13 protein-coding genes and 1 pseudogene are annotated in these 17,046 nt (G+C 60.3%); 8 read left to right on the forward strand and 6 right to left on the reverse strand.

Features of this window, described 5'->3' with window-relative positions; translation table 11 throughout:
- Positions 1 to 99: 99 nt before the first annotated feature.
- Together MESS2_RS33430 and MESS2_RS33435 are read right to left on the reverse strand one after the other, a co-directional pair.
- The gene (locus tag MESS2_RS33430; RefSeq protein WP_085987220.1) at positions 100 to 234 is read right to left on the reverse strand and encodes an SDR family oxidoreductase; all 135 of its coding nucleotides are present in this window, start codon (positions 232 to 234) and stop codon (positions 100 to 102) included.
- A gap of 89 nt (positions 235 to 323) precedes the next feature.
- A pseudogene (locus MESS2_RS33435) lies at positions 324 to 530 on the reverse strand (sugar ABC transporter substrate-binding protein); the annotation flags it as partial.
- On the opposite strand from MESS2_RS33435, the gene MESS2_RS32760 reads away from it, so the two are divergent.
- The 6 genes from MESS2_RS32760 to MESS2_RS18165 all read left to right on the forward strand — a co-directional run bounded on the left by MESS2_RS32760 (position 526) and on the right by MESS2_RS18165 (position 9,060).
- Complete coding sequence (locus tag MESS2_RS32760; protein WP_167332448.1) at positions 526 to 1,137, forward strand: hypothetical protein; 612 nt, start codon at positions 526 to 528, stop codon at positions 1,135 to 1,137. The pseudogene MESS2_RS33435 and the gene MESS2_RS32760 overlap by 5 nt on opposite strands.
- 301 nt (positions 1,138 to 1,438) lie before the next feature.
- A complete protein-coding gene (locus MESS2_RS18145; protein WP_008875853.1) occupies positions 1,439 to 4,162 on the forward strand; it encodes a non-ribosomal peptide synthetase in 2,724 nt (907 codons plus the stop codon).
- A gap of 8 nt (positions 4,163 to 4,170) precedes the next feature.
- Positions 4,171 to 5,154, forward strand: coding sequence for an NAD(+) synthase (nadE, locus tag MESS2_RS18150; protein ID WP_167332450.1), 984 nt, complete (start codon positions 4,171 to 4,173; stop codon positions 5,152 to 5,154).
- 4 nt (positions 5,155 to 5,158) lie between these two features.
- Entirely contained in the window at positions 5,159 to 7,180 is a 2,022-nt protein-coding gene (gene asnB, locus MESS2_RS18155) for an asparagine synthase (glutamine-hydrolyzing) (protein ID WP_008875855.1), read from the forward strand.
- The gene (locus tag MESS2_RS18160; protein ID WP_008875856.1) at positions 7,177 to 8,733 is read left to right on the forward strand and encodes a class I adenylate-forming enzyme family protein; all 1,557 of its coding nucleotides are present in this window, start codon (positions 7,177 to 7,179) and stop codon (positions 8,731 to 8,733) included. Before asnB ends, MESS2_RS18160 begins: the two co-directional genes overlap by 4 nt.
- Before the next feature lie 60 nt (positions 8,734 to 8,793).
- Positions 8,794 to 9,060, forward strand: coding sequence for an acyl carrier protein (locus MESS2_RS18165; RefSeq protein ID WP_008875857.1), 267 nt, complete (start codon positions 8,794 to 8,796; stop codon positions 9,058 to 9,060).
- 96 nt (positions 9,061 to 9,156) lie between these two features.
- On the opposite strand, the gene MESS2_RS18170 is transcribed toward MESS2_RS18165, so the two are convergent.
- Complete coding sequence (locus tag MESS2_RS18170) at positions 9,157 to 9,849, reverse strand: N5-glutamine methyltransferase family protein (protein ID WP_008875858.1); 693 nt, start codon at positions 9,847 to 9,849, stop codon at positions 9,157 to 9,159.
- A gap of 397 nt (positions 9,850 to 10,246) precedes the next feature.
- On the opposite strand from MESS2_RS18170, the gene MESS2_RS18175 reads away from it, so the two are divergent.
- Together MESS2_RS18175 and MESS2_RS18180 are read left to right on the forward strand one after the other, a co-directional pair.
- A complete protein-coding gene (locus MESS2_RS18175) occupies positions 10,247 to 11,998 on the forward strand; it encodes a type I secretion system permease/ATPase (RefSeq protein ID WP_008875860.1) in 1,752 nt (583 codons plus the stop codon).
- Between the two features lie 24 nt (positions 11,999 to 12,022).
- A complete protein-coding gene (locus MESS2_RS18180) occupies positions 12,023 to 13,366 on the forward strand; it encodes an HlyD family type I secretion periplasmic adaptor subunit (protein ID WP_008875861.1) in 1,344 nt (447 codons plus the stop codon).
- A 135-nt stretch (positions 13,367 to 13,501) separates the two neighbouring features.
- Here the strand turns inward: MESS2_RS18180 and MESS2_RS18185 are convergent, their stop codons facing one another.
- The 3 genes from MESS2_RS18185 to MESS2_RS18195 are packed head-to-tail and all read right to left on the reverse strand — an operon-like array spanning position 13,502 to position 17,026.
- Positions 13,502 to 14,764: a polysaccharide biosynthesis/export family protein gene (locus tag MESS2_RS18185; RefSeq protein WP_008875862.1), complete on the reverse strand. Its 1,263-nt coding sequence runs from the start codon at positions 14,762 to 14,764 to the stop codon at positions 13,502 to 13,504.
- Positions 14,751 to 16,025, reverse strand: a complete 1,275-nt coding sequence (locus MESS2_RS18190; RefSeq protein ID WP_008875863.1) for a hypothetical protein — start codon at positions 16,023 to 16,025, stop codon at positions 14,751 to 14,753. The genes MESS2_RS18185 and MESS2_RS18190 overlap by 14 nt, the downstream gene beginning before the upstream one ends.
- Positions 16,022 to 17,026, reverse strand: a complete 1,005-nt coding sequence (locus MESS2_RS18195; protein WP_008875864.1) for an SDR family NAD(P)-dependent oxidoreductase — start codon at positions 17,024 to 17,026, stop codon at positions 16,022 to 16,024. The genes MESS2_RS18190 and MESS2_RS18195 overlap by 4 nt, the downstream gene beginning before the upstream one ends.
- Positions 17,027 to 17,046: the final 20 nt, after the last annotated feature.

The raw sequence follows: 17,046 nt of genomic DNA on the forward strand, positions 1-17,046 counted from the left end.
TTGTCCGCCGTGGAGGAATTACGACGCAGCTTGAATCTCCTGGCGGAACCGATGCGATCTATGCACGACCTGCCTTTCTGTATACCACCCAGTTCCACGTCACCAGATGGTGTAGCCGCAATCGACGGGCAGTGTAACGCCGGTGATGGCGCTGGACGCATCGCTTGCGAGGAATAGGATCGCGGAGGCGATCTCTTCAGGCTGAGCGACACGCTTCATAGGCGTGAAGCTCATCCAGATCGGAAAGCGGGCCGGATCGGTGAAACTCGAGTTCGCCCATTCGCCCGCCAGTGACTTGGCAATGTGATGGATTCCCGCCTTCGATACGCTTGACCGACAGTCGTGCCGATTGCCTGGAACTCAGGGATCGCAACGAACTGGATACCCGTATACGGCACCGGGTGCTTGTTCGGATGGCTGGGATCGGCCTTCTGCAGAGCCTGCAGCGCCATTTGGGCGAACGGGGCGGCCTTCTTGTAATTCTCGTTGGCATAGGTGGATTTACGGGTGCCTGGAGGCGCGGCGATGAACTGGCAAAAAATTGAAGTCAGGCTGGCAACCGCGACAGCAAAGGGCGCCTCGGGTAGAACAATCTACCGGTGCGTCGCGGGTTGCCTGCGGTTTCGATACCGCCCGCATACGATGGTCCTGCGTCTCATCGGCCGGATTACGATGTTCCTGCAATGGGTTAACAGACCAAGGATGCCGCCGGACGAAGCCTGTGCGGCAGTAGTCAAAGTGTCATTGCGTCACGGTAAAGTAGCTCGCGTCAAAGTTGCTGCCTGGAGGCCATCGATGCATACGTATCTTGTTGAGCGAATGGAGGGCGATGATGTGATAGCGGGTCGTATCATCAACGCACCAAGCCCATTCAGGGCTGCGTCTATGTTGACGGATCGACACATTACGCTGCGAACGTGGGAGAAGGATTGGGTCCGTGTGACGGATGAAAATCGGGGGCAAATCTTTGCATATTGCTTTGTCTCTGGCGGATACGCCGCTGATAGCGTGTGGCCTGACAATGAACGGGATAAGCCGAAGTCCGCGGCGCGGCAGTCCGGCGCTCTATTCCCTGCCCAGATCCATACGTCCAAAACAGCACCCCAGCTCTTTTGCCGACAAAAGAAAATGACCTGATGCATGTCGCGCAAGAGCATGCCCTTGGCTTGACCCGAGGGTGCGCAGCGGCTTTGCGAGTACGACATGCATAAACAAGAACTCAAAGCGCGTCCCCTGAATCCGTTCAAACGCGACGCGCTTTAACGCGAGGGTCACACTGGCCGGAAGACAGGCGCGATTGCCCATATCGGGTATGAGCCTCCTGTCGGATGCGGTCAGCCGAAGGTTGCCCTGTGGACATCGCGGCATCATCAGAATGATCGATGAAAAGGTTTCGACGGAGCGCGATAAGTGACCCTAACCTCAGCGTGGGCCACTCATGTCTCCAGTGTATTTGGCATCAGAAAGGACGGATCAGGATCTACAGGCGGATCGTCAACCAGCGGCCCCCGGTAGATGGTCCAACGTCCCGGAATACGCACTTGATCAGGGCGGCCCTGTGCTGCGCCCCTATCAACGCATGGGCGTCGACTTTGCGAACATTACCGTCTTCGATCACCTGAAAGACATCACCAAGCAATATCCCAGCAAACTCGCCATCAGCGACGGCACCACTCGTCTGACGTATTCCCAGCTTTTACAAGCCGTCGAGATGCTGTCCCACCGAATTGCTGCCGTCGTTCCCAGCGGACAGGCGATCGGGATCCTTCAGGCCAACTCGGCCTGGTACCCTGTGGCCATCTTGGCGAGCATGGCGGTCGGGCGGCCTTCGGTGCCGCTCAACACGAGAGATCCGGACTCGCGAACCAATGATATTGTAGTTGCGGCGCGACTTTCGGCGGTCATAGGCGACGGCGATGTCCGCCCCGCCGGTTTGGCTCAGGATGTCCACTGGATCGATGCGACCACCAGCATCACGCCGCAAGTCCAGCCGATACCCCAGTCCTGTTCCGTCTCGGTCGACGCGCCCGCGATGGTGCTCTACACCTCGGGCAGCACCGGCCATCCCAAAGGCATCGTCAACAGCCAGCGCAGCCTGCTTTGGCGGGTTCAGCAATATGTCGACGCATGCCACATCAACTCGGATGATGTCTTCCTGCCCTTGACCGGGCCTGCCACGATCGCCGGTTGCCGGGAGGTTCTGGCTACCGTCCTGACCGGCGCCACCTTGCATCTCGCCGAACTTGGAGCCGTCGGCTTGCGGGCGGTCCAGCGACTGGTGGAATCGGAAGGTGTGACGGTCACCTACCTGGTGCCGGCCCTGCTCCGCGCACTCATGGCGGACAAGCCTGCTGACGCCTTCCGTTCGCTCCGAGTGGCTCGGATCGGAGGAGAAAAGGTGTCGTGGACCGACATTGCCCTGCTGCGCAAAGTCGTTCCGGGCACTTGCCTCATTCAGATCGGCTACTCGTCAACCGAGACTACAGGGTCGCAATGGTTCCTGCCGCAAGACTGGCCGGAGGAAGGCCCCTCGGTTCCGGTTGGCTGGCTGCTCCCGGGAATGATGTTCGCGATTGTCGATGAAGAGGGGCGCCGCGTTCAGCCCGGCAAGGTTGGCGAGCTCCTGATAAGAAGCCCGTATACCTTGCTTGGCCATTGGGAGAACGGCGCTGTCGTGCCCGTGGCATCGGATCCGGACGATGGTCATCTTCGGGTATTCGCGACGGGTGACCTCGTCCAGATCGACAGTCACGGCCTGCTGCACGTTGTCGGCCGCAAGGGGCGCCAGGTCAAGATCAATGGCCGGCGTATCGAGCCGGCGGAACTCGAACTTGTATTGCGTAGTTCGCCTGATGTGGAGGATGCCGTTGCAATCGTGGCGGCGGCAAATGAGCTTGTTGCATTCGCCATTCCCCAGCCATGGGCGGGGCCTGCCTTTTCGGACGACCTTCGCCAGCTTGTCAGAACGAAGCTGCCGCCGCCGCTGTGTCCCGTGCGGCTTCACACGGTTTCCGGGATTCCGCGTCTGCCGGGCGGCAAGGTCGACACGGCCACGCTTGCGGAGATCGATCTTTCAGCCACGAAGATCGCCCCGGCCGCACAGCCGTCCGATACGAGCGAGCTCAACGTCCATCGGATAGTGCAGCATGCCTGGAACAATATCCTCGACACACGCGTCGCCGCAGGACGCTGGGATGATGCAGGCGGAGATTCGCTGAAGCTGCTGCAATGCGTGATGGAACTCGAAAGCGCCATCGGCCAGGAACTCAGTCTCGATGGGTTCACGGTCGCCATGAGCATGAACGAAATGGTCAAGACGGTCATGTCGGTACAAGCAGGCGCCTTGCGCGCGCAAGTAAAAAAGCACGAACTCCCAATTCTTTTCCTGCTCCCGGGATCCGTCGGCTATGGCCCGAGCTTTGCCGCCTTTGCGTCTTCGATGGGCAAGATCGCACGAGTAGTCCCCATCAGATATCCCCCGCTATCTGTGATATTGCGCGGGGCAAACACTGTCGCAAACATGTCCGAGAGCGCGGTCGAGCAGATCCGTCGCGCTCAGCCAACGGGTTCCATAAGACTTCTCGGCCATTCGCTCGGCGGCGCCGTCGCGTTCGAGGTAGCGGAGCGACTGCTGGCCGCGGGGCGGACTGTAAAGTTCCTGGGAATCCTCGACACGAGCCTCCTCGGCGAACGCAGCACCTATTGGGAGATGTTTGTCCGCACATACCAGCGGATTCGGACCAATCGCGTGAGCGCTGACCGGATGGTTTGCCGCTTCTTTGCAAAAGTCGCTGTCAAAATGGGCTTCGAGGCGAAGCTCGCCCGCATCCTCGATCGCTATGCCAAGGACGAGTTCAACGCAACCAGCTTCAGAACCAAACTGGAACTGCAGGGGCAGTTGCGGGGGCGAGCCTTCTATCAGTGGTTGGCGAGACCCAGACCGACGCTGCCGATCACTGCAACCCTCTTCCGCTGCGCTCGGCCCAAAATGCCTCTGGCCATAGGGTGGGATGGCGCTTTCGCGCGTCTGGATGTGATTCCGGTCGTTGGCAGTCATTTCGATATGATCACAGAGCCTCATCTCGCCACCAACCGCCCACTCATCGAGAACGCGGTGGAGCAAACCTATTCTGCGGCCGAGCTTCGCAAACGGGAGTACTGACCATCGACCTGATTTCGGAATTCAGCAGAAGCACGCTGGTGCTCGATGCTCGCGCGGAGGTCGATCGCATCGTCGAAATCCTGCGTGAGCAGGTTTTTGGCACTCTGCGGCGTCGTGGCGTGGTTGTCGGCCTCTCCGGGGGCATAGACAGCTCCGTTGTCGCTGCCTTGTGCGCGCGCGCGTTCGGGAAAGACAAGGTTCTGGGGATATTCATGCCGGAGCACCATTCCTCCGGCGACTCGCTAAGACTGGGCCGCGTTGTCGCAGCGCAGCTTGGCATCGACACGATCCTGGAAGACATAGCGCCGGCCCTGGAGGCCATCGGCGCCTATCGTCGACAGATCGAAGCGATACAGACCGTCGTTCCACAATATGCCGAAGGCTGGAAATGCAAGCTGGTGCTTGCGTCGGTTCTCGAGAGCAACGGCCTGAACATAACACGCCTCACGGTTGAAGACCCGCAAGGCAAGACCGACACAGTACGTCTGTCGCCGGCAGCCTATCTGCAGATCGTCGCTGCAACCAACTACAAGCAACGCCTGCGCAAGATGACCGAGTACTACCACGCGGACCGCCTCAATTATGCGGTGGCAGGTACGCCAAACCGCCTTGAGTACGACCAGGGCTTTTTCGTCAAGCAGGGTGACGGAACCGCCGACCTGATGCCTATCGTTCACCTCTACAAAACCCAGGTATACCAACTGGCCGAATATCTTGGAATTGATGAAGAGATTCGGCGGCGGCCGCCCACCACGGACACTTTCTCCATGGCGCAGAGCCAGGAGGAATTCTATTTCGCGCTGCCCTATCATCTCATGGATCTGTGCCTCTACGGTGTGAACCACGGGCTTTCGGCTGATGAGGTCGCAGCCGCTGCCGATCTCACTGCAGCCCAGGTTCAAAAAGTCTTCAAGGACATCGACAGCAAACGGCGTGCCGCGCGCTATCTTCACGCCCGGCCCATGCTGCCAGCTTCAATGGGCGAGGACTGACCGGATGTGCGGTATCGCCGGAATTGTGTCGCTAGGCGCCGCCGCCGCGCCTCCTTCGCGAGACGCACTGATGCGCATGGCGGGCGCACTCACGCATCGCGGCCCGGACGAGCGCGGCCTTTACCGGGATAGACGTGCGGGCCTGGCGCATGCCCGCCTGTCCGTCGTCGATCTTTCCAGCGGCCAGCAGCCGCTCGCGGATACCGGCGACAAGACATGGATCGTCTTCAACGGCGAGATATTCAACTATGTCGAACTACGTGAAAAGCTGGTTGCCCTCGGTCACCGCTTCCGCACACGCAGCGACACCGAGGTTGTCATCCACGCCTATCGTGAGTGGGGCGAGGCCGCCTTCGAGCGGATGAATGGGCAATGGGCGATCGCAATATGGGACTCCGTGGCGGGTCGTCTCGTATTGTCGCGCGACCGGTTCGGCATCTGCCCCCTGCACTATTGCGAACACGGCGGCCGGCTTTACTTCGCCAGCGAAGTGAAGGCCATCTTCGCCGCCGATACCGGCATATCCCGCGCCTTCGATCCGGTTGGCCTCGATCAGACCTTCACGCTCTGGACAATCGTGCCGCCGCAAAGCGTATTTCGGGGAATCAAGGAACTAAAGCCGGGCCACGTCCGCATCTATGAAAATGGCACCGTTCGCGAGCGGGCGTTCTGGAAGCCTAGCTATCCCGAAATTTCCGGCCCGAACCATGGTGGATTCGCCGGATCGCTCGATGACGCGGTGGACGAAGTGCGCAGCGCCCTCGAGGCGGCCACGGCGCTCAGAATAGTAAGCGCCGACGTTCCGGTCGGCTGCTACCTGTCCGGCGGGCTCGACAGTTCGCTTGTCGCCACGCTGGGCAGGCGCTTCGCGGGCGAGCGCTTCCAGACCTTCTCGCTGCGTTTTGCCGACGCCGAATATGATGAGACCCGCTTCCAGCGCCTGGTCGCCGGCGCGACCGGAAGCGAGCATCATGAAGTGGTGGTTTCGCGCAACGATATCGCCGAAATCTTTCCCGAGGTGATCTACCACACCGAACGTCCAATCCTCAGGACCGCACCAGCGCCGCTGTTCCTTCTCTCAAGACTGGTGCGCGAGCACGGCATCAAGGTCGTGCTGACCGGCGAAGGGGCCGACGAGATGTTCGCCGGCTACGATCTGTTCCGCGAAGGCAAGGTGCGCCGCTTCTGGGGGCGCCAGCCCGCTTCGACACGACGCCCACGGCTGCTCGAGCGCCTCTATCCCTATCTCAGCCGCTCGCCGGTGCACCAGCAGGCGATGGCGCGCCAGTTCTTCGGCCGCAACATCCAGTCCCATGACGCGCCAGGTTTTGCGCATGACACGCGCTGGCACACCACCGGCGCCGTCAAGCGGCTGTTCTCGGCCGACATGCGCGCCGAAACCGGGCAGCGCGATGCCGTGTCCGAACTGCTTGGCCGCCTGCCGGCGGAGTTTTCGCGATGGGGTTCCCTCGCCCAGGACCAGTATATCGAGATCGAGACTCTGATGTCGGGATACCTGCTTTCCTCGCAAGGCGACAGGATGCTCATGGCTCACTCGATCGAGGGACGCTTCCCCTTCCTGGACGATGAACTCGTGAAGCTCGCGAATTCGCTGCCGGCAGCCTACAAGCTGGCCATTCTCGATGAAAAGCACGTGCTGAAGCGTGTGGCGCAACCGATCGTGCCGCCGGAAATCGTGGCCCGCAAGAAGCAGCCATACCGGGCGCCCAACGGGCTTTGCTTCGTCGCCGACGATGCCCCGGCCTATGTTCAGGAAGCGCTGTCGGAGACGGCGCTGCGCGCGGCGAACGTCTTCGATCCGAAATCGGTCACGCGCCTGCTGGACAAGTGTCGGGCCAGAACGGGCGATGGCGATCTGTCCAATTCCGACAATATGGCGCTGGTCGGCGTGCTGTCGACGCAACTGCTTCACCAGCAGTTCGTCGCCAACTGTCCCGGTGGGGCCCGCACCGGCACGCTCAGCGTCGACGTCGACCGCGAGCAACGCGAAGAGGTTCCGGCATGATGCATGGTGCGGTACCTCTCCTGCATGACTACCTCGCTTATTCCGCCAGCCGCCTCGGCGAGAAAGTGGCGCTGGTGTGCGGTACGCAACGTGTCACCTATGGTGAGATCGAGGCGCGCGCCAACGCCATCGCGCATCATCTAACCGCGGCTGGGGTCGCGCGCGGCGATCGCGTGATGATCTTCGCCGACAACACCGTCGAGACGGTCGTCTCCTTCTGGGGCGTACTCAAGGCGAATGCCGTTGTCAGCATCGTCAACCCGCTCACCAAAAGCGACAAGCTTGACTATCTCCTCAACGATTGCCTTCCGGCGGCGCTGATCACCGACGAGCACCTGCACTCGGTATTCAGCGAGCCGGCACGCAAGTGCCCGTCACTGCGCCGGGTGATCGTGTCCGGACCGGTCGACGACGCCGAGCTGGCTGGGTTGCCGCATGCCGTGCGCTGGGATAGCGCCGTCGCCGGCGGCCACAGCAAAGCGCCTGCGCGCCGCTGCATCGATATCGATCTTGCCGCCATCATCTATACGTCGGGGTCGACGGGCGAGCCCAAGGGCGTGATGCTGACGCACAGGAACATGATCACCGCGTGCACGTCGATCGCCTCCTACCTCGAGCTTGGCGAAGACGAGGTGATCCTCAACGTCCTGCCGCTCGCCTTCGATTACGGCCTGTACCAGATGATCATGGCGTTTCGCACCGGCGCCCGGCTGGTGCTTGAGCGCTCGTTTGCTTTCCCGGCCCAGATCCTCGGGGTGATCAAGCAAGAGAAGGTTACCGGCTTTCCCGGCGTACCGACCATCTTCGCCTCGCTCTCCGAGCTCAAATCCCTCAAAAGTCATGACTTTTCGAGCATTCGCTACGTTACGAACACTGCAGCCGCGCTGCCGCTCAAGCACATTCTCATGCTCCAGGATCTGTTCCCGGGCGCGCGTGTCTATTCAATGTACGGCCTCACCGAATGCAAGCGCTGCACTTATTTGCCACCTGAAGATCTGGAACGAAAGCCGTTGAGCGTCGGCATCGCCATCCCGAACACGGAAATGTGGATTGTCGACGAGGATGACAGGCGCGTCGGCCCCGATGTCGTCGGCCAGCTGGTCATCCGCGGAGCCACGGTGATGAAGGGCTATTGGGGCAAGCCGGAGGCGACGGCCAGGAAGCTCAAGCCCGGCCCGTTGCCCGGCGAGCAGGTCTTGTACACCGGCGACTACTGCCGGATCGACACGGAGGGTTACCTCTATTTCGTCGGACGCGGCGACGAGATCATAAAATCCAGGGGAGAAAAAGTAGCACCCAAGGAGGTGGAAAACGTGCTGATGGACATTCCGGGAGTACGGGAAGCGGCCGTGATCGGCGTCCCGGACGAGCTTCTTGGGCAAGCGGTCAAGGCCTTTGTCGTAATGGAGCAAGGGAGCATCATCGGCGAAAAGCAGCTTCAGAAAGAGTGCCAGAGGCGGCTGGAGAACTTCATGGTTCCGAAGTCCATCGTTGTCGTAGCGAGTCTGCCGATGACAGACACCGGCAAGCTCAAAAAAACGGCACTGTCCTAGGGCTACTGTTCTGGAATGAGATTGATTTGATTTTTGTTGTTGCTCAGGAGGGCGAATTCAATGTTGACAACCAAGGACCGGGTCGAAACCTACAAGGAACAAATTCGTGCGTTCCTGGCGTCGAATTTCTACATAGCCGACGCAGACGCCTTGCAGAGCGAGACCTCTCTTCTCGACCAGGGCGTCGTCGACTCGACGGGGGTGCTTGAGGTCATTGGTTTCATCGAGGAAACCTATGGCATCACGGTCGAGGACAGCGAGCTTCTGCCTGAGAACCTCGATTCCATCCAGGGCATAGCGCAGTACATCATCAGCAAGAAAAACTGATTACAAGCTTATTGCGCGGCGGGCGGTCCATGCTCCGCCAACAGCGAGCGCACCTGCATCCGCGGCAACGCTGACGCCTACCGCGGCAAGGCTTACTTACGCGTGCGCCTTCACATGTCCCACTACCACCCTGCCCTCGCCGGCGTCGTTGGTGACGGCACGGATGTTCTCGTAGGCCTTGGAACGCTCCAGCAGACTCATGACCTGCCGGTCCTGGCCGAGGCCAACCTCGAAGAGCAGAATACCTCCGCGCCGCAAGTAACGCGGCGCGTCCTTGATCACCCGCATATGAATGCTCAGGCCATAAGGGCCGGCTGCGAATGCTTCACGCGGCTCAAGCTCGGTCAGATGCGCGCGGTCGCCTTCGAGCCGCTTGTCCGAAATGTAGGGTGGGTTGCAGACGATCACGTCGATCGTGCCCTCAAGCCCAAGGCCTGAGAAGGCATCGAACAAATCGCCCTGCAGCACCGACACGCGCTCCGCCATGCCGTGGTGGATGACATTGCGGCGCGCGACTTCGACGCATCCATCGGTGAGATCGCTGGCCCAGACCTGCGCGGTGGGGGTGTAATGCGCTATGCCGCATGCCAGATTGCCCGCTCCGCAGCACATGTCGACGAGGCGTGGCGCCGGCAGGTCCAGTTGACGCAGCACGTCAACGGCCGTCTTGCCAAGCAATTCCGTCTCGGGCCTGGGAACGAGCGCACCAGCTGCGACGAGCAGCTCAAGTCCCATGAAGACGGTGCGGCCCTTGCTGTAGGCCTCGGCGACACTGATTTCTTCACTCACTACAAGCCCTCCCCGATTCTCCGGATGTTCAACAATCGCTTACTAAAGAAATATATCTTGAAGTCGTCGGATTCTCGACGGGCAAATTGAAAACCTTCGTCTCTCGATACGCTATGAAGACATGGTGCAACAAAAGATGATCATAAGTGTCTCATCTGTGTCATGGTTGGGAAACAGTCGCTTTTGCAGACTCAGTTTGTCCCCAGCTTCCGAAGCGAATTTACGAATTCTCCGTCGTGCGTCACGATTTCGCTGCATTTTGACCAAAAGCACGTATGTAAGCAAACCATAATGTTCCGATAATGAAGCAGCTGCCTTCCGCCAGGCAAGAGGTTATCCCCATCACCGACAGAACCGACAAGATAGCGCGGCGATTTCGCGCGAAAGAGTGCAACCCATGAAGCCGACGGAAGGGCGCTCGTTCGATCTACGCTCCGCCATGTTCGGCTCAATGCATGGGCTTATTGGTGTCGGCATTTTTTCGGCAGTGATAAACGTTCTCGCCTTGACCGGCTCCGTTTACATGCTCCAGGTCTACGATCGCGTTCTGCCTTCGCAGAGCGTGCCGACGCTTGTCGGATTCACAATCGGGATGCTGGGCCTGTACGCGGTCTACGGTCTCCTCGATTTCGTCAGGCTCCGGCTGCTGGTCCGCATAGGCAGCCGCCTGCATAGAAATCTGCAGCATAAGGCGTTCGCGGCTTCGCTTTCTCTACCGCTCGTTGCTGGGCCTGACGCAAACCGGGTGCAGCCGCTTCGCGATCTGGATCAGTTGCGCGGCTTTCTTTCCGGCCTGGGGCCGACCGTCGTCTTCGACGTGCCCTGGATACCGTTTTACATGGTCGTCATCTACCTGCTGCACCCTTCGCTTGGTGTGCTTGCGACGCTCGGCGCCTTAGCTGTTGTGTTTGTGACGGTGGTCGCCGAAGTCGTCAGCCGTAGACCCGCGGCGCGTGCATCTGAAACCCTCGTAGCGCAGCGGCTTCTCGCTGATTCCGGTCGCCGCAACGCAGAGGTCGTTCAGGCAATGGGCCTTTCCGCCCGGCTCGGCCGACGCTGGGGCGAGATCAGCCATCTCTATCTCAGGAATCAGGAACGGCTATCCGACATCGTCGGGGCAACGAGTTCATTGTCAAAGACACTCCGGATGGCCCTGCAGTCGTGCGTGCTGGGGCTTGGGGCCTACCTTGTGATCGGCGGCGAGGCTTCACCAGGCGTGATCATCGCGTCATCCATATTGCTGGGCCGCTCATTGGCGCCGGTCGACGTGGCGATCGCGAACTGGAGAGGGTTTCTGGCCACCCGCCGAAGCTATTCCGACCTGGCGAAGGCGCTCGATGCTTTCGACAGCCAGCAAGAGGTCATGGAACTGCCGCGTCCACAGACGCAGCTTGTCGTCGAGGAACTGACGGTCGCACCGCCAAGCCTGCAGAAGCCAACGGTCATCAATGTCAGCTTCCGCCTGTCGAAGGGCGCCGGGCTGGCGATCGTCGGCCCGAGCGGCTCCGGCAAGACCACGCTTGTGCGCGCGTTGGTCGGGGCCTGGAAGCCACTTCGCGGAACGGTAAGGTTGGACGGCGCCTCGCTCGATCAATGGAATTCGGAGCTGCTCGGCACGCATATTGGTTACCTGCCGCAGGACGTCGAGCTATTCGACGGAACGATCGCAGACAACATTTCGAGGTTTGGCGGTCAGGGTGACGCAAGGGGCGTGCTGGCAGCCGCCAGGACAGCTGGCGTCGACAAGATGATCATGCGCCTGCCAGACGGTTTTCAAACCCGCATCGGGGAAGGAGGAGCGAACCTCTCAGCCGGGCAGAGGCAGCTCGTCGGGCTCGCCAGGGCACTTTATGGCGATCCGTTCCTTGTCGTTCTCGACGAACCCAATTCCAACCTGGATGCAGATGGCGACGTCGCGTTGGCCGGGGCGATCCTGGCGGTGCGCGAGCGTGGCGGCATCGCGATCGTCGTTGCGCATCGCCCCTCGGCTCTCGTCAACATCGATCAGGTACTCGTCCTGTCGAACGGGATGCTTCATTCGTTTGGTTCGCGCGAAGACGTTCTGGCAAATGTGATCCGGCCCTTCCCGCGTCCGGAGAGGCCAGGTGCCATCGTACCGATGCAGAAAGGTGCAGGCGGACATGCATGAGGTCTTTCCGTGTCTGACGTGACCATGTCCTCCTTTGCCCCGGCGGCTGGCCCAAGCGAGTGGATCGGAACGAACCCGGTCGATGAGCCGGATGGGATTCGCGCCAACCTTATCCTCGGCCTGGCAACCACTGCCATGCTGGTCGTCGGCGGAGGGTTATGGCTGGGGTTGACCAAGATTGCCGGCGCCGTGATTGCGCCCGCCACCGTGGTGGTCGAAAGCAGCATAAAGAAAGTCCAGCATCAAACCGGCGGCACTGTCGCCGGCATTTTTGCCCGGGACGGAGATCACGTGCGGGCCGGCGACGTGCTGGTCAGGCTTGACGACACGGTGACACGGTCAAACCTGCAGATAGTCAGTGAAGATCTCGATCGCGCCAACGTTCGTCTGGCGCGTCTTGAGGCCGAACGACGGGGTCTGCCGGAGATGCAGCTTCCACCCAGCCTTCGGGTCCGGATGGACGACCCGCAACTGGCGGCGCTTGTCAGTGGCGAGCGCGCCGTGTTCGAAAGCCGTGCCACCGCGCTGGCTGGCCAGAGGGCGCAATTGCAAAGCCGCTCGAAGCAATTGGAGCGTCAGATCGATGGCCTCAAGGCGCAGCAGTCGGCGATGGACGAGTCGCTGGCTCTGTTGACCAAGAGCCGTGCTGACGTCGAGGGTCTCTATGCAAAGAAATTGGTGTCGAAGGAGAGGCTGAGCAATGTCCAGTTGGAGGAGACGCGGACTCGCGGCGAGTCGGGACGCCTCCTCGCGGCCATCGCGGAGGTGCAGGCGAAAATCAGTGAAACCGACCTGCAGGTGCTTCAACTCGACGAACAAATGCGCAAAGAAGTAACAGGCGAACTCCGCGAAACGGAAGCCAAGGAAACCGAGCTCAGCGAGCGTAAGGTGGTGGCGCAGGACGAACTCTCCAGGACCGATATCCGCGCCCCGCAATCGGGAACGGTGCAAGAATCCTCAGTCCACACTGTCGGAGGTGTGATTGCTCCCGGGGAATCGATCATGATGATTGTGCCCGACGCCGACAATCTTGTCGTGGACGCACTCATTCCTCCCCAGCGTATAGATGACGTTCGTCCCGGACAAAGGGTTTCAATCCGTTTCCCGGCTTTCGACACCGGAACCACGCCAGCTTGCGAAGGCTCGGTCAACCGCGTCTCCGCGGATCTGATCAAGGATCCGCAACGTGAGCTCTCGTATTTTTCGGCGCGCATCGACGTCGAAAACGAGGCAGCCTGCCTGACGGGAGAAAAAATACTCAAACCGGGCATGCCCGCCGAAGTCCACATCAGCACCGACGAGCGCAACGTCTGGTCCTATCTGCTGAAACCCTTTACCGACCAGGTTTCCCGGGCCTTCAGGCAATAGGTGGTCGGCGATGCCCAACCAAGGTTTTGCAGCCGGTCACGGTCGGACCAAAGTCCGTATCGGCGAAAAACTGGCTCGTAGAAGATTGCGGTCAAAAGAACCTCCGTCCCGATTCCTCCGGGACGGAGGCAGGTTCTATTGGATCGCTGAGGTTTCGAGGGCTCCGCCGAACCTTACCTCGATCGTATCTCCCGGCATTACCTCTGTGTCTTCTTCGGCCGGCTGTGTGCGCCATTCCTCGCCGAGCTTGCGGACGATCGTGACCTGAGCCTGAACCCTTTCGCCGGCGACCGCCAGCGGCTGGGCGGACGTGCCCGTCAGCTGCAACTTCTGGCTGGCGGCGCGTAGTCTTGCGGTTGTGTCGGCAAGGCGCACATTGGTATCTTTCAGCTCGGTCAGAAGGCCAATCCGTCTCAGATTTTCATTGCGCTCGAGCTGTCTGGCAACATCATCCTGCTGACGTCGTGTTCTCATGAGTTCGACCGACGTTTCGAGTGCCCGGCTGGACGAGAGAAGCACACCGCGCCGGACGTCGGCCAGCCTGTCGTTGGTTAGATTGCCTGCCTGAAACACTTTCGTTATCCGCGCCAGATCGGCCTCGTCGGCTTTGACTGCGGCCGCTTCGGCTTGCTCGCGCTTGAGCAGCATCTCTATCTGTTCAGCAGCATCCTTGGCGCTTTTTTCGAGATAGCTTTGCTCTTGCTGGAAGTTGTCCAGGGAGAGCTTCAGTCCTTCTGCTTCGGCCTGGGCGATTGCCGACACGAAAGTCGCTGACAAGGGTGACCCTTGTGGTGCCTGCATGTCGAATTTCGCCTGATTCTGAAGTTCGGCGCGCAGACGAGCACTATGAAAATAGTCTCTGGTATATTCCCCCCAAGCCCCTTCGAAGTCGCGCTGCAGATCCGCCGGATCGGGGCCGGCCTGGTTTGCCCGTGACCGCAAAAGGCTGAAGCCGCCGGACACTGCAACCGCCTGCCGCACGGTCATGAGCGGTCGGTAGACCTGCTGCCCGGGCGTGAGCACGTCGCCGGTTACGTAAATCGGCCGATATTCGGCGATCACGGCCGTCACGTCACTTGGCTTGATGACGATCATTTGCTCTCGGCCGTCAGCCAGGCGCTGGCGAAATATCTTGGTCGGCAGGATCGTCTCCATGCGCGTTTGCAATTCGGCCGCAGTCAGGCCGGCGACCGAAATCATCCCGACTTCGGGAAGCGCAATCGTGCCGTCCATCTGCACCACGGCACGTTGTGTTCGTTCCGAAGCGGAAGCAATTCCTATCTCGACGGTATCGCCGGCGGAAATTCGGTAAGCGACCCGTGCGTCCGCTGCGGCAGCCACGTTGATGACGGACAGTATGCCAAGCACGGCAAGAAGCGTTCGATTAATGAAGACCATTGGTTACAATCTCCTTCCGGTTCGAGCTCGGCTCTTCCGGCCAGTCGAGGCGAGAGACGAAGTCGTAGACTGGCCCGCCGGGCACGCCCCAGTTGCTGGACCAAATTACCTGCGAGCCGTCAGGCGATGGTGAGGCTTGAGTCTCGCTTCGATAGTCGAGCTGAGTGCTTCTCGATTGCGCAATGCGTCGAACCTCACCGCTGCCGTCGATGCGCAGCGCGATCACTTCCTGTGCATATGGCGCCCAGTCTGGTTGAGCTGCTATCTCATTCGGATCGCCGCCATAGGTCAGGAACACCCAGCCAGGCCTGGCCAGCGCACGCAGGGATGCATGCATGGCTTCGCCGTACTTCGTAAGCGGAGTGACCTTGCCGTCGGACAATCTACGTTTGATCACCTGATACTTGTCCGGATCGGATTTGCTGATGCCTACGTAGACTTCGCTGCCATCTTCATCGACCGTCATGTCGCCGTGGCCTGGCCGGTGATGTTCAATCCACTTCTGACGCAAAGTGCCATCGACTGCGAAAATAAAGGCCTGTTGGAAGCCGCTCACTATCTCCTGAAGGCATAGAATGCTGGTTCCGAGCGGAGAGATGGAACAGGCGCCGTTGGTTCCGCCAAGCTGATCGAGCTGGATGTCCGGGAATTTCTTCCGTTCCCTGAGATCATAGGCAAAAACCACCGTTTCGCCATTCTCACGGAGCGCGCGCACCGCTATGCGATTACCGTCGCGGCTTGGATTGCCCTTGCCCGGCCCGAAACGCAGATCGCGATAGTCATTCGAAACGAACAGGACGTCTTCGCGATTGGTCCGTGGCGCCCAGGTCGATACTTGCCGGCCAGCAACGCAGATCATCAGCTCCGCGTTTTGAGGGTGCCACTCGCATTCAATTGATCGAGCGCGACGAAACAGCGGGGCATATGTATGCCCATCCAGAAAGCACATGCCGTTGCACCCGTTGGTGATGACGAGAAGGCTCTGATCCGAATTCCAGGCTTGAGCGCTTGAATAACGGTGGCGGCAGTATTCGTTGCCGCATACGACCCCGTTGCCGAGGACGCCGGGCTTGGTGATGCGCACGAACTCTGTCCCGAACGCCGGATCGGTCGTTGGCTGCAAATAATCGGGCAGCTCCATGGTCACCGGTGCGGTAAATTGTGTCGGCTCGGTGTTCAGTAGACTTCCGGCCGCCGGCAGATCCATAGACAGGCCGGCCACAAAGAACAGCAGAGCCAACGCACGCCGGCGAAGAATCATGTCATGTAATCCATTTCCCGCCTTACGCGGCCTTCGCTGAGGCGCCCCTTCCACCATCCGATGGTTCGCTCCACCCCGTCGCGCAGGCTGGTCTGTGCTCGCCATCCGGTCTTGCTTTCAAGGCGCGAAGGATCGGCCAGCAGGGCGCGGACCTCGGAATTCTGCGGCCGCAGGCGGCGCTCGTCACGATGGACCGGCTTTTTGGTGCCGCTTAACTCGAGCACCAGATCCAATACGTCCGAGACCGTCACGGCACGCTGGGTGCCGGCATTGTAGGCATGGCCGAATTCGAGCTCGGCCGAACCTGCGGCCATGAATGCCGCCGCCGTGTCTTCCACGAAAGTAAGGTCTCGTATCGGACTTGTATCTCCGACCATGATCGCCTGACAATTTGGGTCGAGGGCTTGCCTTATGATGGTCGGGATGATGGCTCGCTCACTCTGGCGCGGGCCGTATGTGTTGAATGGCCGCATGATGACCACGGGGACGTCGAACGACCTGGCGTAGGATTCCGCCATCATGTCCGCGCCGATCTTGGACGCCGAATATGGCGATTGGCCCTGCAACGGGTGGGATTCACTGATTGGCATGGTCAGCGCGGTGCCATAGACCTCGCTGGTCGAGGTGTGCACCACGCGCTCCGTCTCCCATTGCCGCGCCGCCTCGAGGACGTTCACCGTGCCCAGGATGTTGGTGTCCACATAGGATTGGGCCGCGGCATATGAATATGGTATCGCGATGAGGGCGGCCAGATGAAACACCGCCGCCTGGCCGCGCATGACCCGGTTGACGAAGGCACTGTCGCGAACATCGCCGCGGATGAGGTTCAGCTGGCTTCGAATATTATCCGGCAAATCATCCAGCCAACCGTGGCTGTCGAAGGAATTGTAGAGGGCCATCGCCGTGACATCCGCCCCGCTTCGGACGAGCGCTTCGGTGAGATGCGAGCCGATGAACCCATCGGCTCCGGTGACCAGAACTTTCCTGCCCTTGTAGTTCATGACGAGGTGCCCCCTGAATG

The organism is Mesorhizobium metallidurans STM 2683 (assembly GCF_000350085.1).
Taxonomy (GTDB): domain Bacteria; phylum Pseudomonadota; class Alphaproteobacteria; order Rhizobiales; family Rhizobiaceae; genus Mesorhizobium; species Mesorhizobium metallidurans.